The sequence below is a fragment of the Ruegeria sp. H8 genome, assembly GCF_056532905.1.
In genome coordinates this window covers 44,451-61,763 of record NZ_JBQFNY010000003.1, presented here as the reverse complement: position 1 = coordinate 61,763, position 17,313 = coordinate 44,451, and the positions used below count along the sequence as shown (strand labels likewise).

Sequence of the window (17,313 nt, the reverse complement as noted above, 5' to 3'; positions counted from 1 at the left end):
GGCTATGAAATGCGCCCGACATTGCGACAGTTGGAATACATCGTTACGGTCAGTCGCCTCGGGCGATTCAGTTTGGCTGCCGAGGTGCTGAATGTCAGCCAGCCCAGCCTGTCGACGCAAATTGCGACTGTAGAACAAGAGCTTGGCGTTCGGATCTTTGAGCGTAACCGTGGTGGTATCCAGGTGACGGCGAAGGGAGAAGAGTTCATCTTGCGCGCACAGAAGATCCTGGCAGAGGTCAAGGACCTGCGCCACGCCATGTCGAACGATATGCCCGTCGGAGGAAGGTTGCGACTGGGGGTTTTGCCTTCGATCGGGCCTTATCTGTTGCCGCAAGCCATCAAACAGGTGCACCGGATTCGCCCCGGATTGCGCATTGCGGTGCGCGAGGAAAACACACTGGATCTGGAACAGGGTCTGAAATCCGGTCGCTTTGATCTGATATTGTCCACGCCCGAAGACCATCCGAATACCGTGCAACACCGGTTGTTCAACGAACCTCTTTGGGTCGCGGTTGCCGTTGATGACGTTCTGGCGCGGGACTTGCAGGGTGTCAGCGCCACCGATCTTCAGAACCGGATCTTCCTCACCCTGGATCAAAGCCACCGCCTGTCGCGCATCGTCTACGCATTGGCGGCGGAATGCGGTGGGGTTGTTTCGGATGAATATGAAGGCACGACGCTTGATTCCATTGTTCTGATGGCGGCTTCGGGTGTTGGTGTTGCGGTACTGCCTGATCTTTATGCTCGCAGACAGGGGATCTACCGCGACGAAGTGCGCTTGCGACCGCTGTCCATCGCCAATGCAAATCGCGATATCGCTCTTTTGGCTCGCAGTTCCGAGACCCCACCGCCGGGTCAGAATGTGCTGACCGACAGCCTGCGCTCTTCCGCCCGGTCCATGGGGCTTTCGGTGATCGACCCGTAAAAAAAGGCCCGCACTTTCACATGCGGGCCAAAGGTTGGTCTTCAGGGAGAAATTACCAGTCCATCGGACCCTTCCCGTGGAAGGAATCAACAAGGAAATCGATGAAGGCCCGCACTTTGGGTTGCGTAAAGCGGCCCGGCGGGTAGACAGCGTAAACGCCTTGAACTTCGTCAGGCAGGGACGGCATTGCATCGACAACCAGCCCGGCCTTCAGGGCTTCAGCGTAAAGATAGCTGGGCAGATAGGCGATACCCAGGCCGGAAACCGCTGCGTTCAACAGGGATTGGCCATCATTGACACTCAACCACCCGGCGGTACGAACCTGACGTTTTTCGCCGGATGGCGCGGTCAGTTTCCAGACATTGCCCGAGGATTGGCTGGAATAATGCAGCAGCTTGTGTTCGTTCAGATCATCGATCTTCTGCGGCCGGCCGAACCTTTCGACATAACTGGGCGCGGCGACCATGCGTTTGACCGTCTCGGTCAGTTTGCGGGCGCGCAATGTGCTGTCTTCCAGCTCACCAATACGCACTGCCACGTCAAATCCTTCGGAAATCAGCTCGACATAGCGGTTGTTCAAAACCATGTTCACAGTGATGTCGGGGTAGGCTGCAAGGAACTCGGACAGAACAGGTGACAGGTGATTGACGCCGAAATCCGTGGCAACGCTGATGCGCAAAAGACCAGACGGGGCCGATTGCATTGACGTGACCAATGAATCCGCTTCTCCGGCATCATTCAACACGCGCCGCGCGCGGTCATAATAGGCCAGCCCGATTTCCGTTGGTGAAACCCGGCGCGTGGTGCGGTTCAACAGCCGCGCTCCCAACCGCGCCTCAAGGCTTGATACGTGTTTGGACACAGCTGATTTGGAGATGCCCATCTTTTTGGCCGCATCGGTGAAGCCACCCTGGTCCACCACATTGGCGAAGGCTTCCATTTCGGTCAGTCGGTCCATACTCGTTCCCCAGATCTTGATTTCCGTCCTGACTATGGCGCTGAATCTGGGCGGAAACGGGGCAGACATGGGATAATATCAGGGATTTGAATCGGATCGTTTGCGTATGGGAAACGTAGAAACAGTGGTTTCCAAACGCGCCTCAGGCATTGTGATGCTGTGTTTTTCAGACAATCGCGCTAAGATCTCACATTGAGAATGGCATTTTTGTGACCAGGGAGGAGATCATGAGAACCTTTTTCGCCATTGCTGCGCTTTGCCTTTCGGTGGGCTTTGCGCATGCCGGAGGAGAGACCCCATCGAATCCTGATGCAAAGGTCTATTTCGTCAACTTGTCGGATGGCGATACCGTGCAATCACCGGTCACGGTTGTCTTTGGCCTAAGCGGCATGGGCGTCGCGCCCGCCGGAACCGAGAAAGAAAACACCGGGCACCACCACCTGTTGCTTGACCGTCCTCCGCTGGGTGAAGGCGAGGATGGCGCGGATGAGTTGGCCAATGGCCTGCCCGCCGACGATAATCACATGCACTTCGGAGGCGGTCAGACCGAAGTAACATTGGATCTGTCGCCGGGCCAACACACCCTGCAATTGGTTCTGGGCGACGCCGGGCATGTGCCGCATTCCCCGCCGATTGTATCCGAGGTGATCACGATAACCGTGGAATAGCCGCAGGTCGTTGAAACCGTCCGTTCGGTTCATGTGATGGAAAGGCATTTACATTTTCGGCGCACTTAGTGAATCTGCCTGCGTTTGCAGGGGGTAATAATGTCGCTGGAATTCTTCGTCACATCATTGATTGTTGTTTTGCTGCCGGGTACCGGCGTCATCTATACTTTGGCTGTCGGTCTTGGGCGCGGGTTTCGCGCAAGCCTTGCCGCAGCCTTAGGATGCACACTTGGGATCGTTCCGGCGGCCTTGGCCAGCATCATCGGACTTGCAGCCTTGCTGCACACCAGTGCCGTCGCGTTTCAACTCATCAAATATCTTGGCGTCTTGTACTTGTTCTACATGGCATGGGGAATCCTGAAGGACGGCGGTGCCATGGACGTCGCGGCGGAGAAATCCGCAAAAAGCGACTTTAGAATTGCCGTGACAGGAACGCTGATCAACGTTTTGAACCCAAAGTTGTCGCTATTCTTCCTGGCCTTTCTGCCTCAATTCCTGCCGGCGAATGCAGCAAATGCAGGAATGGAACTGGCCAAACTGGCGCTGGCCTTCATGGCCATGACATTTGTTGTTTTTGTCGGGTATGGCGCATGCGCCGCACTGGCGCGGGACTATGTGATCCGACGCCCTGCTGTGATGGCGTGGATAAAGCGGTGTTTCGCAACCGCTTTTGGTGCCTTGGGTGCAAAGCTCGCGCTGTCGGACTGAAGACACTCTGAACGAGTGGCTTCAGAACTCTGCGGCAAGGCGTGTGCCCTGATTGATCGCGCGTTTGGCGTCAAGTTCCGCGGCCACGTCCGCGCCGCCGATCACATGCGGGGTGATCCCGCGTTCGATCAGCGCGTCGGCCAGCGACCGCTCGGGCACCTGTCCTGCACACAGAACGATCGTATCCGCCTTGATGACGGTCGGATCGGCGCGCTCTTCTCCGAACGAGACATGCAGCCCCTCGTCGTCTATGCGTTCATAGTTCACGCCGCCCACGAAGTTGACATCCTTCATCTTCAGCGTGGCGCGGTGGATCCAGCCGGTGGTCTTGCCCAGCCCCTTGCCATGCGCCTGCTTCTTGCGTTGCAACAGCGTGACCTGCCGCTTGGGCGCCTCGGGCTGCGGGCCTTCGGGCGCAAGGCCTGCGCGGTGCTGCTCGGGGTCGGCGACGCCCCATTCCTTCATCCACAAGGGCAGGTCGGTGGTGGGCGAATGGCCTTCCTCCAGCAGGTATTCCGACACGTCGAAGCCGATGCCGCCCGCGCCGATCACGGCCACCGATTTGCCCACCGGGGCCTTGTCGCGCAGCACGTCGATGTAGTTCACGACATTGTCGCTGTCCTCGCCCGGGATCTGCGGGTCGCGCGGGTTGACGCCCGTGGCGATCACCACCTCGTCGAACCCGACCAGATCGTCGGCGCCGACTTTGCGGCCCAGTTCGACCTTGACGCCCAGATCGTTCAGCATGGTGCGGTACCAGTCCACCAAACCCCAGAACTCTTCCTTGCCCGGCACCTGCTTGGCCATGTTCAGCTGGCCGCCGATCTCGTCGGCTTTGTCAAACACGGTAACGTCATGGCCGCGCTCCGCCGCCGTCATCGCCGTGGACAGGCCCGCCGGCCCCGCGCCCACGATGGCCACGCGTTTGGGCGTGGCGGCCTTTTCGATCACCAGCTCCGTCTCGTGGCAGGCGCGCGGGTTCACCAGACAGGAGGTCAGTTTGCCGCTGAAAGTGTGATCCAGACAGGCCTGGTTGCAGGCGATGCAGGGCGCGATCCTGGCCGAGTCACCTGCCATCGCCTTGGCTACGAAATCCGCATCCGCCAGCATCGGCCGCGCCAGAGAGACCATGTCGGCACAGCCCTCGGTCAGCACCTGCTCGGCCACTTCGGGCGTGTTGATCCGGTTCGAGGTGATGACCGGAATCCCCACCTTGCCCATAAGCTTCTTCGTCACCCAGGCAAAGGCCCGGCGGGGCACCGATGTGGCGATGGTCGGAATCCGCGCCTCGTGCCAGCCGATGCCGGTGTTGATGATCGTGGCCCCGGCCTTTTCGACCGCTTGCGCCAGCTGCACCACTTCTTCGAAGGTCGAACCATTGGGTACAAGGTCGATCATCGACAGCCGGTAGATGATGATGAAATCGGTGCCCACCGCCTCGCGGGTGCGGCGCACGATTTCCAGCGGCAGGCGCATCCGGTTCTCATAGGACCCGCCCCAGCGGTCTGTGCGCTTGTTGGTGTGGGTCACCAGAAACTGGTTGATGAAATACCCCTCGGACCCCATGATCTCGACCCCGTCATAGCCCGCCTTTTGGGCCAGCACGGCGGCGTTCACGATGTCGCTGATCTGCTTCTCGATGCCGTCCTCGTCCAGTTCGTTGGGGGGGAAGGGCGAGATCGGCGACTTCACCGGGCTGGGCGCCACGCATTTCGGCCCATAGGCATAGCGACCCGCATGCAGGATCTGCATCGCGATCTTGCCGCCCGCCTGATGCACACGGTCGGTGACGACGGAATGATTGGCCACGTCCTTGTCGCTGGTCATCATTGCAGCCCCCGGCAGGACCGAGCCTTCGAGGTTCGGCCCGATGCCGCCCGTGACCATCAGCGCCACGCCACCGCGCGCGCGGGCGGCATAGAACTCGGCCACCCGGTTCCAGTCGCCGGTTTCCTCCAGCCCGGTATGCATCGAGCCCATCAGGACCCGGTTCTTCAACGTGGTAAAGCCCAGATCCAGTGGTGCCAGCATGTTTGGGTACACAGTCATGGCAAAACTCTCCCTCCTGAATTTGCGTGATAGATTGACGTGCGCGTAAACTTTGTCACGCGAAACCCCACGTCACCCTCTTTGCTGTTGCGCCGGTGATTGCTAGAGGTGGGTGAAACAACACGATGAGGCCGCGCGTGACCCCCGAAGAAATTGCCAAACTGCCCTATCGCCCCTGCGTCGGGCTGATGCTGATGAACGATCAGGGCCAGATCTTCGTCGGTCAGCGCAACGACCGGTTCGAGGACGCGTGGCAGATGCCACAAGGCGGCGTGGACAAGGGCGAAGACCCTCGTGATGCGGCCTTGCGAGAGCTGTGGGAAGAAACCGGTGTAACCGGCGATCTTGTGGAAATCGTGGCCGAGACCGAAGGCTGGCTGCCCTATGACCTGCCGCATGATATCGTGCCCAAGATCTGGAAGGGCCGATATCGTGGGCAGGAGCAGAAATGGTTCCTGATGCGGTTTCTGGGAACCGACGACCAGATCGACATCGAAACCGACCACCCCGAGTTCACCCGCTGGAAATGGCAGGACCCCGAGCGCCTGATCGCCGAGATTGTGCCCTTCAAGCGCGAGGTTTACGAGCAGGTGTTGAAGGCGTTCGGCGCGCATATTCGTCGCACTTGACGTGGTATTGAATTAGGTACAAGTCTGATGCGCTTTTATGGCCGCCCGACAGTGTGCGGCCAAATGGAGTGGTGGATTTCATGCGCCAGCCAAAGATCCTGACGACGCTCAAAACCTATGACATGACCCAGTTCACGGCGGATCTGATCGCCGGGATCTCGGTTACCATGGTGGCCCTGCCGCTGAGTCTGGCGATTGCCATCGCCTCGGGTGCCGACCCGGCGCAAGGGTTGGTCACGGCCATCGTCGCCGGGTTCGTCATTTCGGCGCTGGGGGGCAGCCGGGTCCAGATCGGAGGCCCGACCGGCGCCTTCATCGTGGTGGTGTTCGGCGTGATTGCCGAACACGGCTATGACGGGTTGGTCATGGCCACCTTCATGGCGGGCTTCATCCTGCTGATCGCGGGTTATTTCCGGGCCGGGCGGTTGATCTCGTTCGTGCCCGAAGCGGTCGTCAACGGCTTTACCATCGGCATCGCCGTCATCATCGCCGCCAGTCAGATCAAGGATTTCTTTGGCCTGTCGATTCAGAATCTTCCCGCCGAATTCCTTGAAAAAGTGCCCGCGCTGTGGGCTGCGCGCGACACGCTGAACCTGCCGGACACGGGAATCGCCCTGCTGGCGGCGGTGTTGATCGTGGCCCTGCGCCAGATCGCGCCACGTTTTCCGGGGCTCATCATCGCGGTCGGCGTTGCCTCGGCGCTGGTCCCGCTGATGGGGCTGGGGGTCGACACGATCCATTCGCGGTTCGGCGATCTGCCTTCGACCCTGCCGGCGCCGCAGCTGCCCGATCTGTCGCTGTCGCGCTTTGTCGAGCTGTTCCCCTCGGCCGTCACCATCGCCTTTCTGGCGGGGGTTGAATCGCTGCTGTCGGCCATGGTTGCTGATCGCATGATCGGCGGACAGCACCGGCCCAACGCAGAACTGACGGCGCAGGGCGCGGCCAACATCGCCTCGGCCCTGTTCGGAGGGCTGCCGGCCACCGGCGCCATCGCGCGCACGGCGACGAACATCAAGGCTGGCGGCAAGACGCCGGTGGCCGGCATCATCCACGCGCTGGCCATCCTGCTGATCATGCTGGTCGCGGCCCCGGCGGCGGGCTATCTGGCCATGCCGGCATTGGCCGCACTGCTGATGATCACCGCCTGGAACATGAGCGAGCCGCACAAATGGGGCGAATACGCCCGCGCGCGCCCCAGCGATCGGGCGCTGCTGTTGCTGACCATGCTGCTGACCGTTTTCATCGACCTGACCGTTGCCATTGGTGTGGGTGTCGCCATCGGCCTGGCCTTGCGGCTCAGCCGACGTGAGTCGGTTCAGACGGACTGGACCCCGCCCGACCGGTGAGTAACCGGCGTGCCGTCGGCCTCATAGCCGATGACCCCCGGTTCCCACCACCAAATCGGGTTTGCCTTGAAACTGTCGCGCGCGTCCAGCCGGTCGAGCAGCGCCGAAACCTTGTGGTACCGGTCCAGCTTCAGATCTACCCCAAGCGGCCTTGCCTGCACGAAACGCACATGGGCGGCCAGAAAGATATCCTGCATCGACAGGTAGCCCGGCACGAAACCGTCCTCGCCGGTCAGCCGGTTCTCCAGCCAGTCCAGGATATGGGCCAGCTTCTCGGCTGACCGCTGAAGATGCGTGTTCTGGCCCACGCTCACGCCGGACCACTTCATTTGCGAGATGGTCGTGGCCGCGTTGCCGAAGGTCTGGATAGTCGAGAACACCAGCTTGTCCTGCCACTGCGCGTCCCCGGGCCGAAAGGCAAAGGGCGCCAGTTTCGGCGCGGCCTGCGGCCTGTCCGGATAGGTCGACAGCAGGTATTCGACGATGGTGCCGCTTTCCCACAGCACAAGATCGCCGTCCCAGAATGTCGGCACCTGCAATGTTGGAGTAGCCTGCGCGCGTTGCTCGGCGCTGGGCGTGGTGATTTCCTCTCGCCTTTCGTAATCTAGCGAAAGTTCGTCCAGAACGATCCTGACCGCCCTTGCAAATGGCGATCCCGTCGTGAACAGCAGTGCTCTCATGACAGCCCCCCTTTTTTGATGCGAAAAGCATAACGCTGTCAGAGCCGGCCCTGCCAGTAGAAAAGGGGCGCCGCGGCCCGGTGTTCAGGCCGCGCTCGCAGAGTCGAGCCGAATTTTTTCCCGAAGAAAGGCGCGGGAAACCCGCGTCCTCAAACCAACCGTTCTTCCCTCAGCAGCTCCAGCATGTTCGCCTCGGGGCGGGGGCCGATATGGCTGATGACTTCGCGGGCACAGACATTGCCGATGCGGGCGCAGGTCTCGTAATCGCGTCCCGTCGCCATGCCGAACAGGAACCCGGCGGCAAACTGGTCGCCGGCACCTGTTGCGTCAACGGGGACGACCTTCTCGACCGGTACGTCAATGCGAGCATCGCCGTTCATAACCGTCACCCCGTCACCCGAACGGGTGCAGACCACCAGCGGGCAGATCGCCGACGTGCGCCGCAGCGCCTCTTCCAGGTCGTCGGTCTCGAACAGGGATTTGATCTCGGCCTCGTTGCCGATCACGAAATCCAGCTCGTTTTCAATCAGCAGCAGGAAATCCACCCGATGCCGTTCCACGCAGAACGGGTCGGAAATGGCGATCCCGGCTTTGCCGCCACCTTTGTGACAGGCACGTGCGGCCTCAAGGAATGCCGCCTTGCCTTTTTCCTTGTCGAACAGATACCCCTCGAGAAACATGATCTGGCTGTTTCCTGCGACCTCGTCCGGAACGTCCTGAGACGACAGTTCCGAGGAAATGCCCAGATAGGTGTTCATCGACCGCTCGCCATCAGGCGACACAAAGATCATCGAGCGTGACGTGGGCAATTCGCCACCCGGAACAGGCGGGTTCACGAAGTCGACGCCATCTTCGTTCATCGCATCTGCATAGAACCGGCCCAGAGCGTCATCGTGTACCCGGCCGATAAACGCTGCATCCAGCCCAAGCGCGCCTGCGCCCGCAATGGTATTGGCCACCGAGCCACCCGGCGTTTGAACGCGGCTTTCCATCGAGGCGTACAGCACCTCGCCGCGTTCCTGTTCGATCAACTGCATGATGCCTTTTTCGATGCCCATCAGCTCCAGAAAGCTGTCATCGGCCTGGGAAATCACGTCCACAACGGCATTTCCGATGCCGGTCAGTTGATAAGTCTTCATAGGGTTTTGTCCTCGAATTGGCAGAGATCACGGATGATGCAGGTCGGGCATTGCGGCTTGCGCGCCTTGCAGTGGTACCGACCATGCAGGATCAGCCAGTGATGCGCATGAAGTTGAAAGTCAGCGGGAATATTGTCTTCGATGGCGCGTTCGACCGTGTCCACATCCTTGCCGGGGCAAATACCGGTGCGGTTGCCGACGCGAAAGATATGGGTGTCCACCGCCTGCGCCGGTTGCCGCCACCACATGTTCAGAACCACGTTGGCCGTCTTGCGGCCCACACCCGGAAGGGATTGCAGGGCAGCCCGGGAATTGGGAACCTCGCCACCATATTCGTCAACCAGGATACGGCTGAGCTTGATGACGTTCTTGGCCTTCTGGCGGAACAAGCCAATGGTCTTGATGTGCTCGATCAGGCCGTCCTCGCCCAGATCCAGCATCTTTTGCGGCGTGTCGGCGATCTTGAACAACTCGCGCGTCGCCTTGTTGACGCCCGCATCCGTGGCCTGCGCCGAAAGGGCCACGGCGACGACCAGAGTATAGACGTTCACATGCTCCAGCTCGCCCTTGGGTTCCGGGTCGGCCTCTTGAAAGCGCGTGAAAATCTCGCGGATCGTATGATAGTCGAGTTGCTTTGCCATCCGGGCCTTAATGCCGTCCACCGCGCCCTGACACAAGCACAAAGCCAATGCGCAAGTTCCGGGTCGCGGCAGCGTGGCCGTCGCGCTATGGTTTTGTCAGATGATGAGGTGGAACCATGAACGTCCAGACCCCAGAAAGCGGTTATCATTACAACGTCATGCGCCGGGCAATCGAGTTGATCGATCAGGACGGTGAAGGCCTGAGCCTTGATGAACTGGCACGCCAGATGGATATGAGCCCGGCCCATTTCCAGCGTTTGTTCTCGCGTTGGACCGGAGTGTCACCGAAACGGTATCAACAATACCTGACGCTGGGCCATGCGAAGGCATTGTTGCGTGAACGGTTTACGACATTGGAAACGGCCCACAATGTGGGCCTGTCCGGCAGCGGGCGTCTGCATGATCTGTTCCTGAAGTGGGAATCGATGAGCCCCGGCGAATATGCCCGCAAGGGCGAAGGCCTGACGATCTATTGGGGGTGGTTCGAATGCCCCTTTGGCCCTGCGCTGGTCATGGGGACCGACAAGGGCATCTGCGGCATCGCCTTCGGTGCCGAGACTGGCGAAGAGGCCGCGATGGACGACATGATCTCGCGCTGGCCCAAGGCGACGTTTGTCGAAGATCCGATGCGCCTGCGTCCTTGGGCGCTGAGTGCTTTTGGCGCTGCCAGCGACCGGTTGGAGCCGACACCGGTTTTCCTGATCGGATCACCTTTGCAAATCAAGGTGTGGGAAGCGCTGATGCATATCCCGTCCGGGCAGGTCACGACCTATTCCGAGATCGCCCAGCGAATCGGCTCGCCGCAAGCCGTTCGCGCCGTTGGAACGGCAGTTGGCCGCAACCCGGTCAGTTGGTTGATCCCCTGCCATCGGGCATTGCGCAAATCAGGTGGTCTGGGGGGCTACCACTGGGGCTTGCCTGTAAAGCGTGCCATGCTGGCCTATGAGGCGGCGCAGGCAGACGCCTGATTGACATACGGCCCGGCCGCTGCCAAAAGGCACCTCAGGTTCGGGTCCCCTGCCGTTCGCGGCCATTGGCTTTGGTGAAACCCGGTTTGAAAAGCATCTGTTGCCCTTTCCCGGCGCGCGGATGGAAATGCGAGCCCCGTCCTGACTTCGCGCCCGTTCAAGGACACGAGGCACATGATGACACGATCCCGAACCGTTGCTCCGGTTGAAGAGCTGAAAGCGCAGGCGAAACGCCTGCGGGAAGACTTGAAAACGAAGGGCGTTTCGCTGTCGCACAGTGCGGCATTGGAACTGCTGGCCCATCAGCATGGCGTTCGAGACTGGAACACCTTGCACGCAATGGCCGGAAACCGGATGCATCTGCGCGTGGGTGATCGGGTCGAAGGGCGCTATCTGGGTCAGGCGTTCACGGCCGAAATTCGCGGTATGACCATTCTTGGCGATGGCGCGCGTCGCCGAGTGACCCTGCATTTCGATGCGCCGGTAGATGTGGTGCGCTTTGACAGCTTTTCTGCATTTCGACAGCGCGTCACCGGAGAGATTGGGTGGGACGGTCAATCCCGGCGCCGCACGTCCGATGGCGTACCCCAGCTTGTGGTACGGCCCCTATAGGGGGTTGTGGGCGGGGCCAACCGCGTTGCCCCGCCCGATCTGTCTGCTTTGCAGGTATAGTTACTCTGCCGCCCAACCACCGACAGCTTTGATCTCGAGGAAGTCCTCAAGCCCAAAGACGCCGCCTTCACGCCCGTTGCCGGATTGCTTCATGCCGCCGAACGGTGAGCCCGCGCTGCGCGATTGTCCGTTCATTTCGACCATGCCCGACCGCAGCGCCCGCGCCATGCGATTGGCACGCGCGCCGTCCTGCGTCTGAACATAGTTGGTCAGGCCATAGGGTGTATCATTGGCAATTTCGACAGCCTCTTCTTCGGTGTCGAAGGGGATCATGGTCAGAACCGGGCCAAAGATTTCTTCGCGGGCGATGGTCATCTGGTTGTTTGCATCGGCAAAGACCGTGGGGCGGACATAGTAGCCCTTGTTCAGCCCCTCTGGCCGTCCGGTGCCACCTGCGACCAGCCGCGCCCCTTCATCGATGCCCTTCTGGATCAGGTCCTGAATCTTGGTCCACTGAACTTCATTCACCACCGGGCCGATATGGCGGCCTTCCTCTGAGGCAGGGCCAACCTTGACCATGTTTGCGACCTCGGCCGCGGTTTCCACAGCCTTGTCATAGATCGGGCGTTGCACCAGCATCCGGCTGGGGGCGTTGCAGCTCTGGCCGGTGTTTTGCATCATGTGCAGCACCCCACGCTTGACCGCTTTTTCGTCCGCGTCCTCAAAGATGACGTTGGCCCCTTTGCCTCCAAGTTCAAGATGTACTTTCTTGAGGGTTTCAGCCGCATTTTTGGAAATCGCGGTGCCTGCGCGGGTCGAGCCGGTGAAGCTAACCATGTCCACATCCGGATGGCCCGAAAGTTGCGAACCAACACCCGCGCCGTCGCCGTTGACCAGATTGAACACACCGGGCGGGAAACCTGCCTCGTCCATCATCTCGGCAAAGATCATCGCGTTCAGCGGGCTTTGTTCCGACGGTTTCAGCACCATCGTGCAGCCCGCAATCGCAGCAGCCCCAACCTTGAGCGTGATCTGGTTCATCGGCCAGTTCCACGGCGTGATCAAAGCGGCAACGCCAACCGCCTCGTAAATGATGCGATCATTCGGTGCATGATCCCCCAGTGGGCGTTCAAATTCGAACGACCTGGCGGCGCGGATGAAGTTCTTCAGGTGATAGGTGCCGGCACCCGCCTGCGCCGAGCGCGCCAGATCGATCGGGGCGCCCATTTCCAGCGACATCGCCTGCGCCAGATCCTCTGCCCGGGTTGCATAGAGTTCGACCAGTTTTTCCACCAGCGCGACGCGGGTTTCCACTGGCGTGGCCATCCAGCCCGGCAGGGCGGCCTTGGCCGCGGCAACGGCCGCATTCGTGTCGGCTTCGGCGCCAAGCGAGATCACGGCGCAGGGGTCTTCGGTTGACGGGTTGATGACCTCGAAGTCATTGGGCTGCGATGGGGCCACCCACTGACCATTAATATAGAAATCCCGCTTTTCGATCATCCTGAGCCCTCCTGAAGGTCTGCCTGAAACCGGCTGTTCGGGGCCACTCTGTCACCCATGCACAGGCTGAGCAATAGTGAATTTGATCAAATTATTTTCTGACAATGCCCACGAATTCCGTATCCCCAAGCGTGATGGACGGTTTAACCTGCACACAAAGTGATTAGGTTCCAAACAACCGATTCAGGTTTTTCACAGAGAAGGAGATGCCCCATGGGTTTGCGTATCAACGACACCGTTCCGAATTTCACGGCAGAAACGGATCAGGGCACCATTCAGTTTCACGACTGGATTGGCGACAGCTGGGCCATTCTGTTCTCGCACCCAAAGGATTTCACACCTGTTTGCACCACCGAGTTTTCGGCCGTTGCGCAGTTGAATGACGAATGGGCCGCGCGCAACACCAAGGTGATCGGCGTATCGGTCGATGGCGTCGAAGACCACAAGAAGTGGAAGAAGGACATCGAGGAATACGGCAAGGCCAACCCCGGCTTTCCGATCATCGCCGATGACGGTCTGGCTGTGTCCAAGGCTTTCGACATGCTGCCTGCCGAAGCCTATCTGCCCGATGGCCGTACACCGGCTGACAGTGCCACGGTGCGTTCCGTCTTTATCATCGGCCCGGACAAGCAGCTGAAGCTGTCGATGACCTACCCGATGACAGTGGGCCGGAACTTTGCCGAAATTCTGCGCGCGCTTGACGGTTTGCAGATGTCGGCCAAGGGCGTTGCAACACCTGCCAACTGGGTGCCGGGTGAAGACGTGATCATCCCGCCAACCGTGTCGAACGAAGACGCCAAGGCCAAGTTTGGCGAGTTCGAAACGATCTTCCCCTATCTGCGCAAGACCAAAGCGCCGTCGTAAACCGGTTGCCGGGTCAGGGGGGCTGTCTGCCCCCCATCGTGCCCGCAGGCACGATCCCCCCCGAGGATATTTTAGCCAGATGAAGCAGGCGGTTGTTGCAGATCGGGCAACCACAGGCATATCCAGCGCGCGCTGCATTATTCGGGGTTTTCCGGGTGCCCCCGCGCCTGAGGCGCGAGGGCGAAGAGGGGCAGGAAACCGGAGAGAAACCTGACACCCGAAGCAATCAGAAATTATGGCGAAGTCCGAAATTGATGCTGAAAGTATCCAGATCGTCCTCTACGTTGCCGGTCAAAGCTCCGTTGGGGGCCAGGCGCTGCGACGAAACATCAAAGGCACGGGCGTAACGGGCATCAACGGTGAACGCTGTCGACGCGTTGATGTCATATGCCACACCGGCGATCAGCTGGGCGGCCAAGGTGGTGTCGGTGTCGTTCAGCGCCACACCCGGCCCGTAAGAAAAATCCAGATCCGAATAGGTGGCCCCCAGACCAAACCCGGCAAACGGTGTCAGCGCGCCGGCCTGTTTGAAATCGAACAGCAGATTGGCAAATAACGAGGTTTGCGTGACGTCGCCCGAGATATTGCCCTCGGGCCCCGGACCATTGCCGGTAAAGTTCACACCATCCACGTCACTGTCGCGATAAGACAGTTCCAGCTCGATCCGCGTTCCGATGATGTCGTTGGACCATTGCGGGATTTCCTTGCCTATCGCGAGGCCCAGTCCGAAACCTGCGTCGAATTCGGTATCGACCGATTGCGTCGCGCCACCGATGGTCCCGGTGAAATCGCTGTCCTGTAGCTGGCTGTAGCCGATGAAGCCGTGAATATAGGTGCCGTCGCCCAGGCTTTGCGCGGCAAGCACCGTTGCGCTGATCGCCAGTGCCGAAGAGGCGAGAATGAGGCGCGTGAACATAACCATCTCCAGTGTTCCAAAGTCCGCATGCCATGGATGTGGACGAGGCTGGCCCAAAAAGAAAGGCGCCGGGCCTTCACTTCGTTTCACAGGTTTTTAGGAATGTATGAGTGAATAGGCACGAGGTTCAGCCACTGTTTCAGGGCACATCCCTGACCAAGGGTTCTGAAAGAAGTTCGTCGACAAAGAAACTGAGCAACTGCACCCTGCTGGAAACGCCCGCCTTTCGATAGACCGCGGCGCTTTGGGCCTTGATCGTTCCTTCTTTCGTCTGTCGCATTCCGGCGATTTCCGCGATGGAAAGACCCTTGATCGTCAGCATGGCGACGTCACGCTCAGCATCACTGAGCTGCCACGCGCTGAACTGGGTTTCGATGACCTGGGCAAAAGCCCCTTGCGCCACTTGCAGTTGCCGCTGCACGTCGCGCACCCGTCTGGACTGGGAACGGATCAGGGCGATCGTGGCGCTCAGGCCGCCGACAAGCGCCAGCGACAGAAACAGCTCGAACGAATGAAGGTGACGAAACCCTGCGCCGTCGCCGCCTGTCCAATCCAGCAGCGCATCGGTCATGAAAAAGGCGGCGCAGAGGGCCTGCACCACCAGAAGAAGCCAGAGCAAAGACGTTTGAGGTACTTTCATGCGGCCCCTTGGACGTTGCAGGTTCAGTCGTCGTCTTCTTCGAGCTCGATGGCCGTCACCACCCCGTCCGTGTCAGACAGAACCAGTTCAGTTTCCACGCCATCCTTGGTGAGTTCAACCTCGATCTTCCCACCTTCGAATTCGATCTCTTCGATTTGGTACCCCTGGGCTTCAAGGGCCGCGCGGATATCGGCTTCGCTTGTGCCCAGTTTGTCGCCCAGTCCGACATTGGCCAAAGCAAGAACCGGTGCGGTTGCGATCAATCCCGTCAGTGTCAGCAGTTTCAAGGTTTCCATATCGCATCTCCTTTTTGCGTTGTGGCGATGCGATCGAACTGGGGATGGCAGCGGACACCTGCGATTGGTTTTTGGTTGAAACAGGGCGAATGGAACCAAGGTTTATGCCATTTGCGGCCGTTTGCGCGCGTCAGGTTCAGATTGCAATCAAGTTGTGATAGTTTGTTTTGCGGAAACATACGGGCATGTGACCAACGATGTCGGGCTTTCTGACTGTCCTGAACAGGAGAAAACCATGGCTTTTACAGATTGGTACGTCGAGGGAGAAAGCTTCGGAAACTGCAACTGCGGCTATGCCTGCCCCTGCCAGTTCGAGGAATTGCCGACGCATGGCGATTGCCGCGGCTTCGAGGTGCTTGAAATATCCACCGGATATTTTGGCGAAACGGATCTGAGTGGAACCAAGGCTGCGTTGATCTATGCATGGCCCGGGCCAATATTCGAGGGTGGCGGCGAAATGCAGGTGATCGTCGACCCCGCGGCCTCACCGGCGCAGCGCGATGCGCTGGAAAAAGTCTTTCACGGCGAAGAAACCGAAGAGATGGCAACCCATTGGTACGTGTTCCGGGCCATGTGTGAGACGGTGCACGACACGCTGTACCTGCCGATCGAGCTTGAGATGGATATCGAAGGACGAACGGCCAGCGTTGCCGTTGGCGACGTTCTAAAGTCGACCGGGCGCCCAATTCAGGCCCCGCATGGTGGCGGCGAACACCGTGTACGTATCGATATTCCCGGTGGGATCGAATTCACCATTGCCGAGATCGGCAGCGCCTCGACCCGAGCCGATGCGGCGATCAAACTGGATCTGAAAGACAGCTACGGCCAGTGGCACCTGTTGAAACATGGCCCCGGTGGTGTCGCGCACTGACCTGCGGTCAGGCGGCTTTTGCGGATTCACTGGGGCGGATCTTCCAGCCCGGAACCGCCAGATCCGCCGACAGCACTCGGACTTCGAAGGGTTTGAGGACCGGCAATGCGGTCGAACCGTAGCTGCCTTCACCATTGGCCAGTTCCGGGAACAGTTCGAACAGCTCGCTTCGGGTGGCGGGCGCCATTGCCCCAAGGCTTGTGTCACCGGGGTAAAAGGACTCGGACCAGAGTCCTTCGACATTCACCAACTCATGCTGATCAAAGAGGATATGAATGTACTCTACCCCATGTGCGGGCGTTTCCTGAACGATGGTATGCCCATTGATCAGCCCCTTTGCAGGGGCCAGCATCGCTGCTTCGCAATGCATAAGCTCCATCATGGTCGAGGTCACGGCAATCCGGTGCTGTGGGGAAATGACGAGATCGCGGCTTGGGCTGTTCGGCCCGAAACAGCCCGCCTTGATCCGTACAGGGGACAGGTGCGTGTTTCGCCGCAACTCAGCCGCGGACAACCGGCGCTTGCCGATCCAGCGGACCGGTCGGGCATGGCCTCCGGCGGTGATGACCGGGTCGCCGGGCTCCAGCGCCTCGACCCGGCGCAGTCCTGTCGGTGTCTGGATCAGAGATCCTGTGGTGAAACACACGAAAGAAGGCAAAGTGTCATACGCGGATGGCGGCGCGGTGCCGGCAAAACTGGTGTCTGAAATCGTGTCATTCAGTTCGGCCTGACCCGAAGTGACTATGATGTAACGCGGGTTTGAAAACTGGATCAGGATGAACGTGACCGGCGCGCCATCGACCGTGCCTGTGTAGTTTTCGAACGTGCTGAAATTCTGGGTCGAGCCGGAAAAGCCGGGAAGAGACCCAAGGTCAAGTTGCGAGCTGCCATCCGGGTCGGG

At 59.8% G+C, this 17,313-nt stretch carries 18 protein-coding genes and 1 pseudogene; 9 read left to right on the top strand and 10 right to left on the bottom strand.

All coding sequences use genetic code 11. The annotated features are described in order from the left end of the window. Nucleotides 1-9 precede the first annotated feature (9 nt). Nucleotides 10-927 (top strand): hydrogen peroxide-inducible genes activator, encoded by a 918-nt coding sequence (locus ACR0A2_RS09790; RefSeq protein WP_480834891.1) that lies wholly within the window; start codon nt 10-12, stop codon nt 925-927. A gap of 52 nt (nt 928-979) precedes the next feature. On the opposite strand, the gene ACR0A2_RS09785 is transcribed toward ACR0A2_RS09790, so the two are convergent. After that, nucleotides 980-1,885, bottom strand: a complete 906-nt coding sequence (locus ACR0A2_RS09785) for a LysR family transcriptional regulator (protein WP_152459401.1) — start codon at nt 1,883-1,885, stop codon at nt 980-982. 227 nt (nt 1,886-2,112) lie between these two features. Here ACR0A2_RS09785 and ACR0A2_RS09780 point away from each other — a divergent pair, with 227 nt between their 5' ends. Beyond that, nucleotides 2,113-2,553 carry a DUF4399 domain-containing protein gene (locus ACR0A2_RS09780; RefSeq protein ID WP_480834890.1) on the top strand — a complete coding sequence of 147 codons (441 nt, stop codon included), beginning with the start codon at nt 2,113-2,115 and terminating at the stop codon, nt 2,551-2,553. 99 nt (nt 2,554-2,652) lie between these two features. Further along, nucleotides 2,653-3,261, top strand: a complete 609-nt coding sequence (locus ACR0A2_RS09775) for a LysE family translocator (RefSeq protein ID WP_480834889.1) — start codon at nt 2,653-2,655, stop codon at nt 3,259-3,261. Between the two features lie 21 nt (nt 3,262-3,282). Here ACR0A2_RS09775 and ACR0A2_RS09770 read toward each other — a convergent pair whose 3' ends face one another. Continuing rightward, nucleotides 3,283-5,310 (bottom strand): FAD-dependent oxidoreductase, encoded by a 2,028-nt coding sequence (locus tag ACR0A2_RS09770; RefSeq protein ID WP_480834888.1) that lies wholly within the window; start codon nt 5,308-5,310, stop codon nt 3,283-3,285. A gap of 137 nt (nt 5,311-5,447) precedes the next feature. Between ACR0A2_RS09770 and ACR0A2_RS09765 the strand changes: the two genes are divergently transcribed. Both ACR0A2_RS09765 and ACR0A2_RS09760 read left to right on the top strand, forming a co-directional pair. Next, the gene (locus ACR0A2_RS09765) at nt 5,448-5,939 is read left to right on the top strand and encodes an RNA pyrophosphohydrolase (RefSeq protein WP_480446677.1); all 492 of its coding nucleotides are present in this window, start codon (nt 5,448-5,450) and stop codon (nt 5,937-5,939) included. An 80-nt stretch (nt 5,940-6,019) separates the two neighbouring features. Continuing rightward, a complete protein-coding gene (locus tag ACR0A2_RS09760) occupies nt 6,020-7,285 on the top strand; it encodes a SulP family inorganic anion transporter (protein WP_480834887.1) in 1,266 nt (421 codons plus the stop codon). On the opposite strand, the gene ACR0A2_RS09755 is transcribed toward ACR0A2_RS09760, so the two are convergent. The 3 genes from ACR0A2_RS09755 to nth all read right to left on the bottom strand — a co-directional run bounded on the left by ACR0A2_RS09755 (nt 7,255) and on the right by nth (nt 9,745). Next, nucleotides 7,255-7,965, bottom strand: a complete 711-nt coding sequence (locus tag ACR0A2_RS09755; protein ID WP_480620131.1) for a glutathione S-transferase family protein — start codon at nt 7,963-7,965, stop codon at nt 7,255-7,257. The two genes, ACR0A2_RS09760 and ACR0A2_RS09755, sit on opposite strands and share 31 nt — an antisense overlap. A gap of 149 nt (nt 7,966-8,114) precedes the next feature. After that, the gene (locus tag ACR0A2_RS09750) at nt 8,115-9,104 is read right to left on the bottom strand and encodes an adenosine kinase (RefSeq protein ID WP_480834886.1); all 990 of its coding nucleotides are present in this window, start codon (nt 9,102-9,104) and stop codon (nt 8,115-8,117) included. After that, entirely contained in the window at nt 9,101-9,745 is a 645-nt protein-coding gene (gene nth, locus ACR0A2_RS09745) for an endonuclease III (protein WP_171117154.1), read from the bottom strand. Before nth ends, ACR0A2_RS09750 begins: the two co-directional genes overlap by 4 nt. Nucleotides 9,746-9,861: 116 nt before the next feature. On the opposite strand from nth, the gene ACR0A2_RS09740 reads away from it, so the two are divergent. After that, complete coding sequence (locus tag ACR0A2_RS09740; protein WP_480834885.1) at nt 9,862-10,713, top strand: bifunctional helix-turn-helix domain-containing protein/methylated-DNA--[protein]-cysteine S-methyltransferase; 852 nt, start codon at nt 9,862-9,864, stop codon at nt 10,711-10,713. Nucleotides 10,714-10,890: 177 nt separating this feature from the next. Beyond that, the gene (locus ACR0A2_RS09735; protein ID WP_480834884.1) at nt 10,891-11,325 is read left to right on the top strand and encodes a glyoxalase superfamily protein; all 435 of its coding nucleotides are present in this window, start codon (nt 10,891-10,893) and stop codon (nt 11,323-11,325) included. Between the two features lie 60 nt (nt 11,326-11,385). Here ACR0A2_RS09735 and ACR0A2_RS09730 read toward each other — a convergent pair whose 3' ends face one another. Further along, nucleotides 11,386-12,825 carry an aldehyde dehydrogenase family protein gene (locus ACR0A2_RS09730; RefSeq protein ID WP_480834883.1) on the bottom strand — a complete coding sequence of 480 codons (1,440 nt, stop codon included), beginning with the start codon at nt 12,823-12,825 and terminating at the stop codon, nt 11,386-11,388. 213 nt (nt 12,826-13,038) lie between these two features. Between ACR0A2_RS09730 and ACR0A2_RS09725 the strand changes: the two genes are divergently transcribed. After that, entirely contained in the window at nt 13,039-13,689 is a 651-nt protein-coding gene (locus ACR0A2_RS09725) for a peroxiredoxin (protein ID WP_152459391.1), read from the top strand. Nucleotides 13,690-13,915: 226 nt separating this feature from the next. Here ACR0A2_RS09725 and ACR0A2_RS09720 read toward each other — a convergent pair whose 3' ends face one another. From ACR0A2_RS09720 to ACR0A2_RS09710, 3 genes are all read right to left on the bottom strand, one after another. Then, nucleotides 13,916-14,605, bottom strand: coding sequence for an outer membrane protein (locus ACR0A2_RS09720; RefSeq protein WP_171640104.1), 690 nt, complete (start codon nt 14,603-14,605; stop codon nt 13,916-13,918). Between the two features lie 139 nt (nt 14,606-14,744). Beyond that, entirely contained in the window at nt 14,745-15,245 is a 501-nt protein-coding gene (locus ACR0A2_RS09715) for a helix-turn-helix transcriptional regulator (RefSeq protein WP_480834882.1), read from the bottom strand. 23 nt (nt 15,246-15,268) lie between these two features. Further along, the gene (locus ACR0A2_RS09710; RefSeq protein ID WP_171233448.1) at nt 15,269-15,541 is read right to left on the bottom strand and encodes a PepSY domain-containing protein; all 273 of its coding nucleotides are present in this window, start codon (nt 15,539-15,541) and stop codon (nt 15,269-15,271) included. A 235-nt stretch (nt 15,542-15,776) separates the two neighbouring features. On the opposite strand from ACR0A2_RS09710, the gene ACR0A2_RS09705 reads away from it, so the two are divergent. Next, entirely contained in the window at nt 15,777-16,412 is a 636-nt protein-coding gene (locus ACR0A2_RS09705) for a DUF1326 domain-containing protein (RefSeq protein WP_171616995.1), read from the top strand. A 214-nt stretch (nt 16,413-16,626) separates the two neighbouring features. Here the strand turns inward: ACR0A2_RS09705 and ACR0A2_RS09700 are convergent. Next, nucleotides 16,627-17,058, bottom strand: a pseudogene (locus ACR0A2_RS09700) (Hint domain-containing protein); the annotation flags it as partial. Nucleotides 17,059-17,313 lie beyond the last annotated feature (255 nt).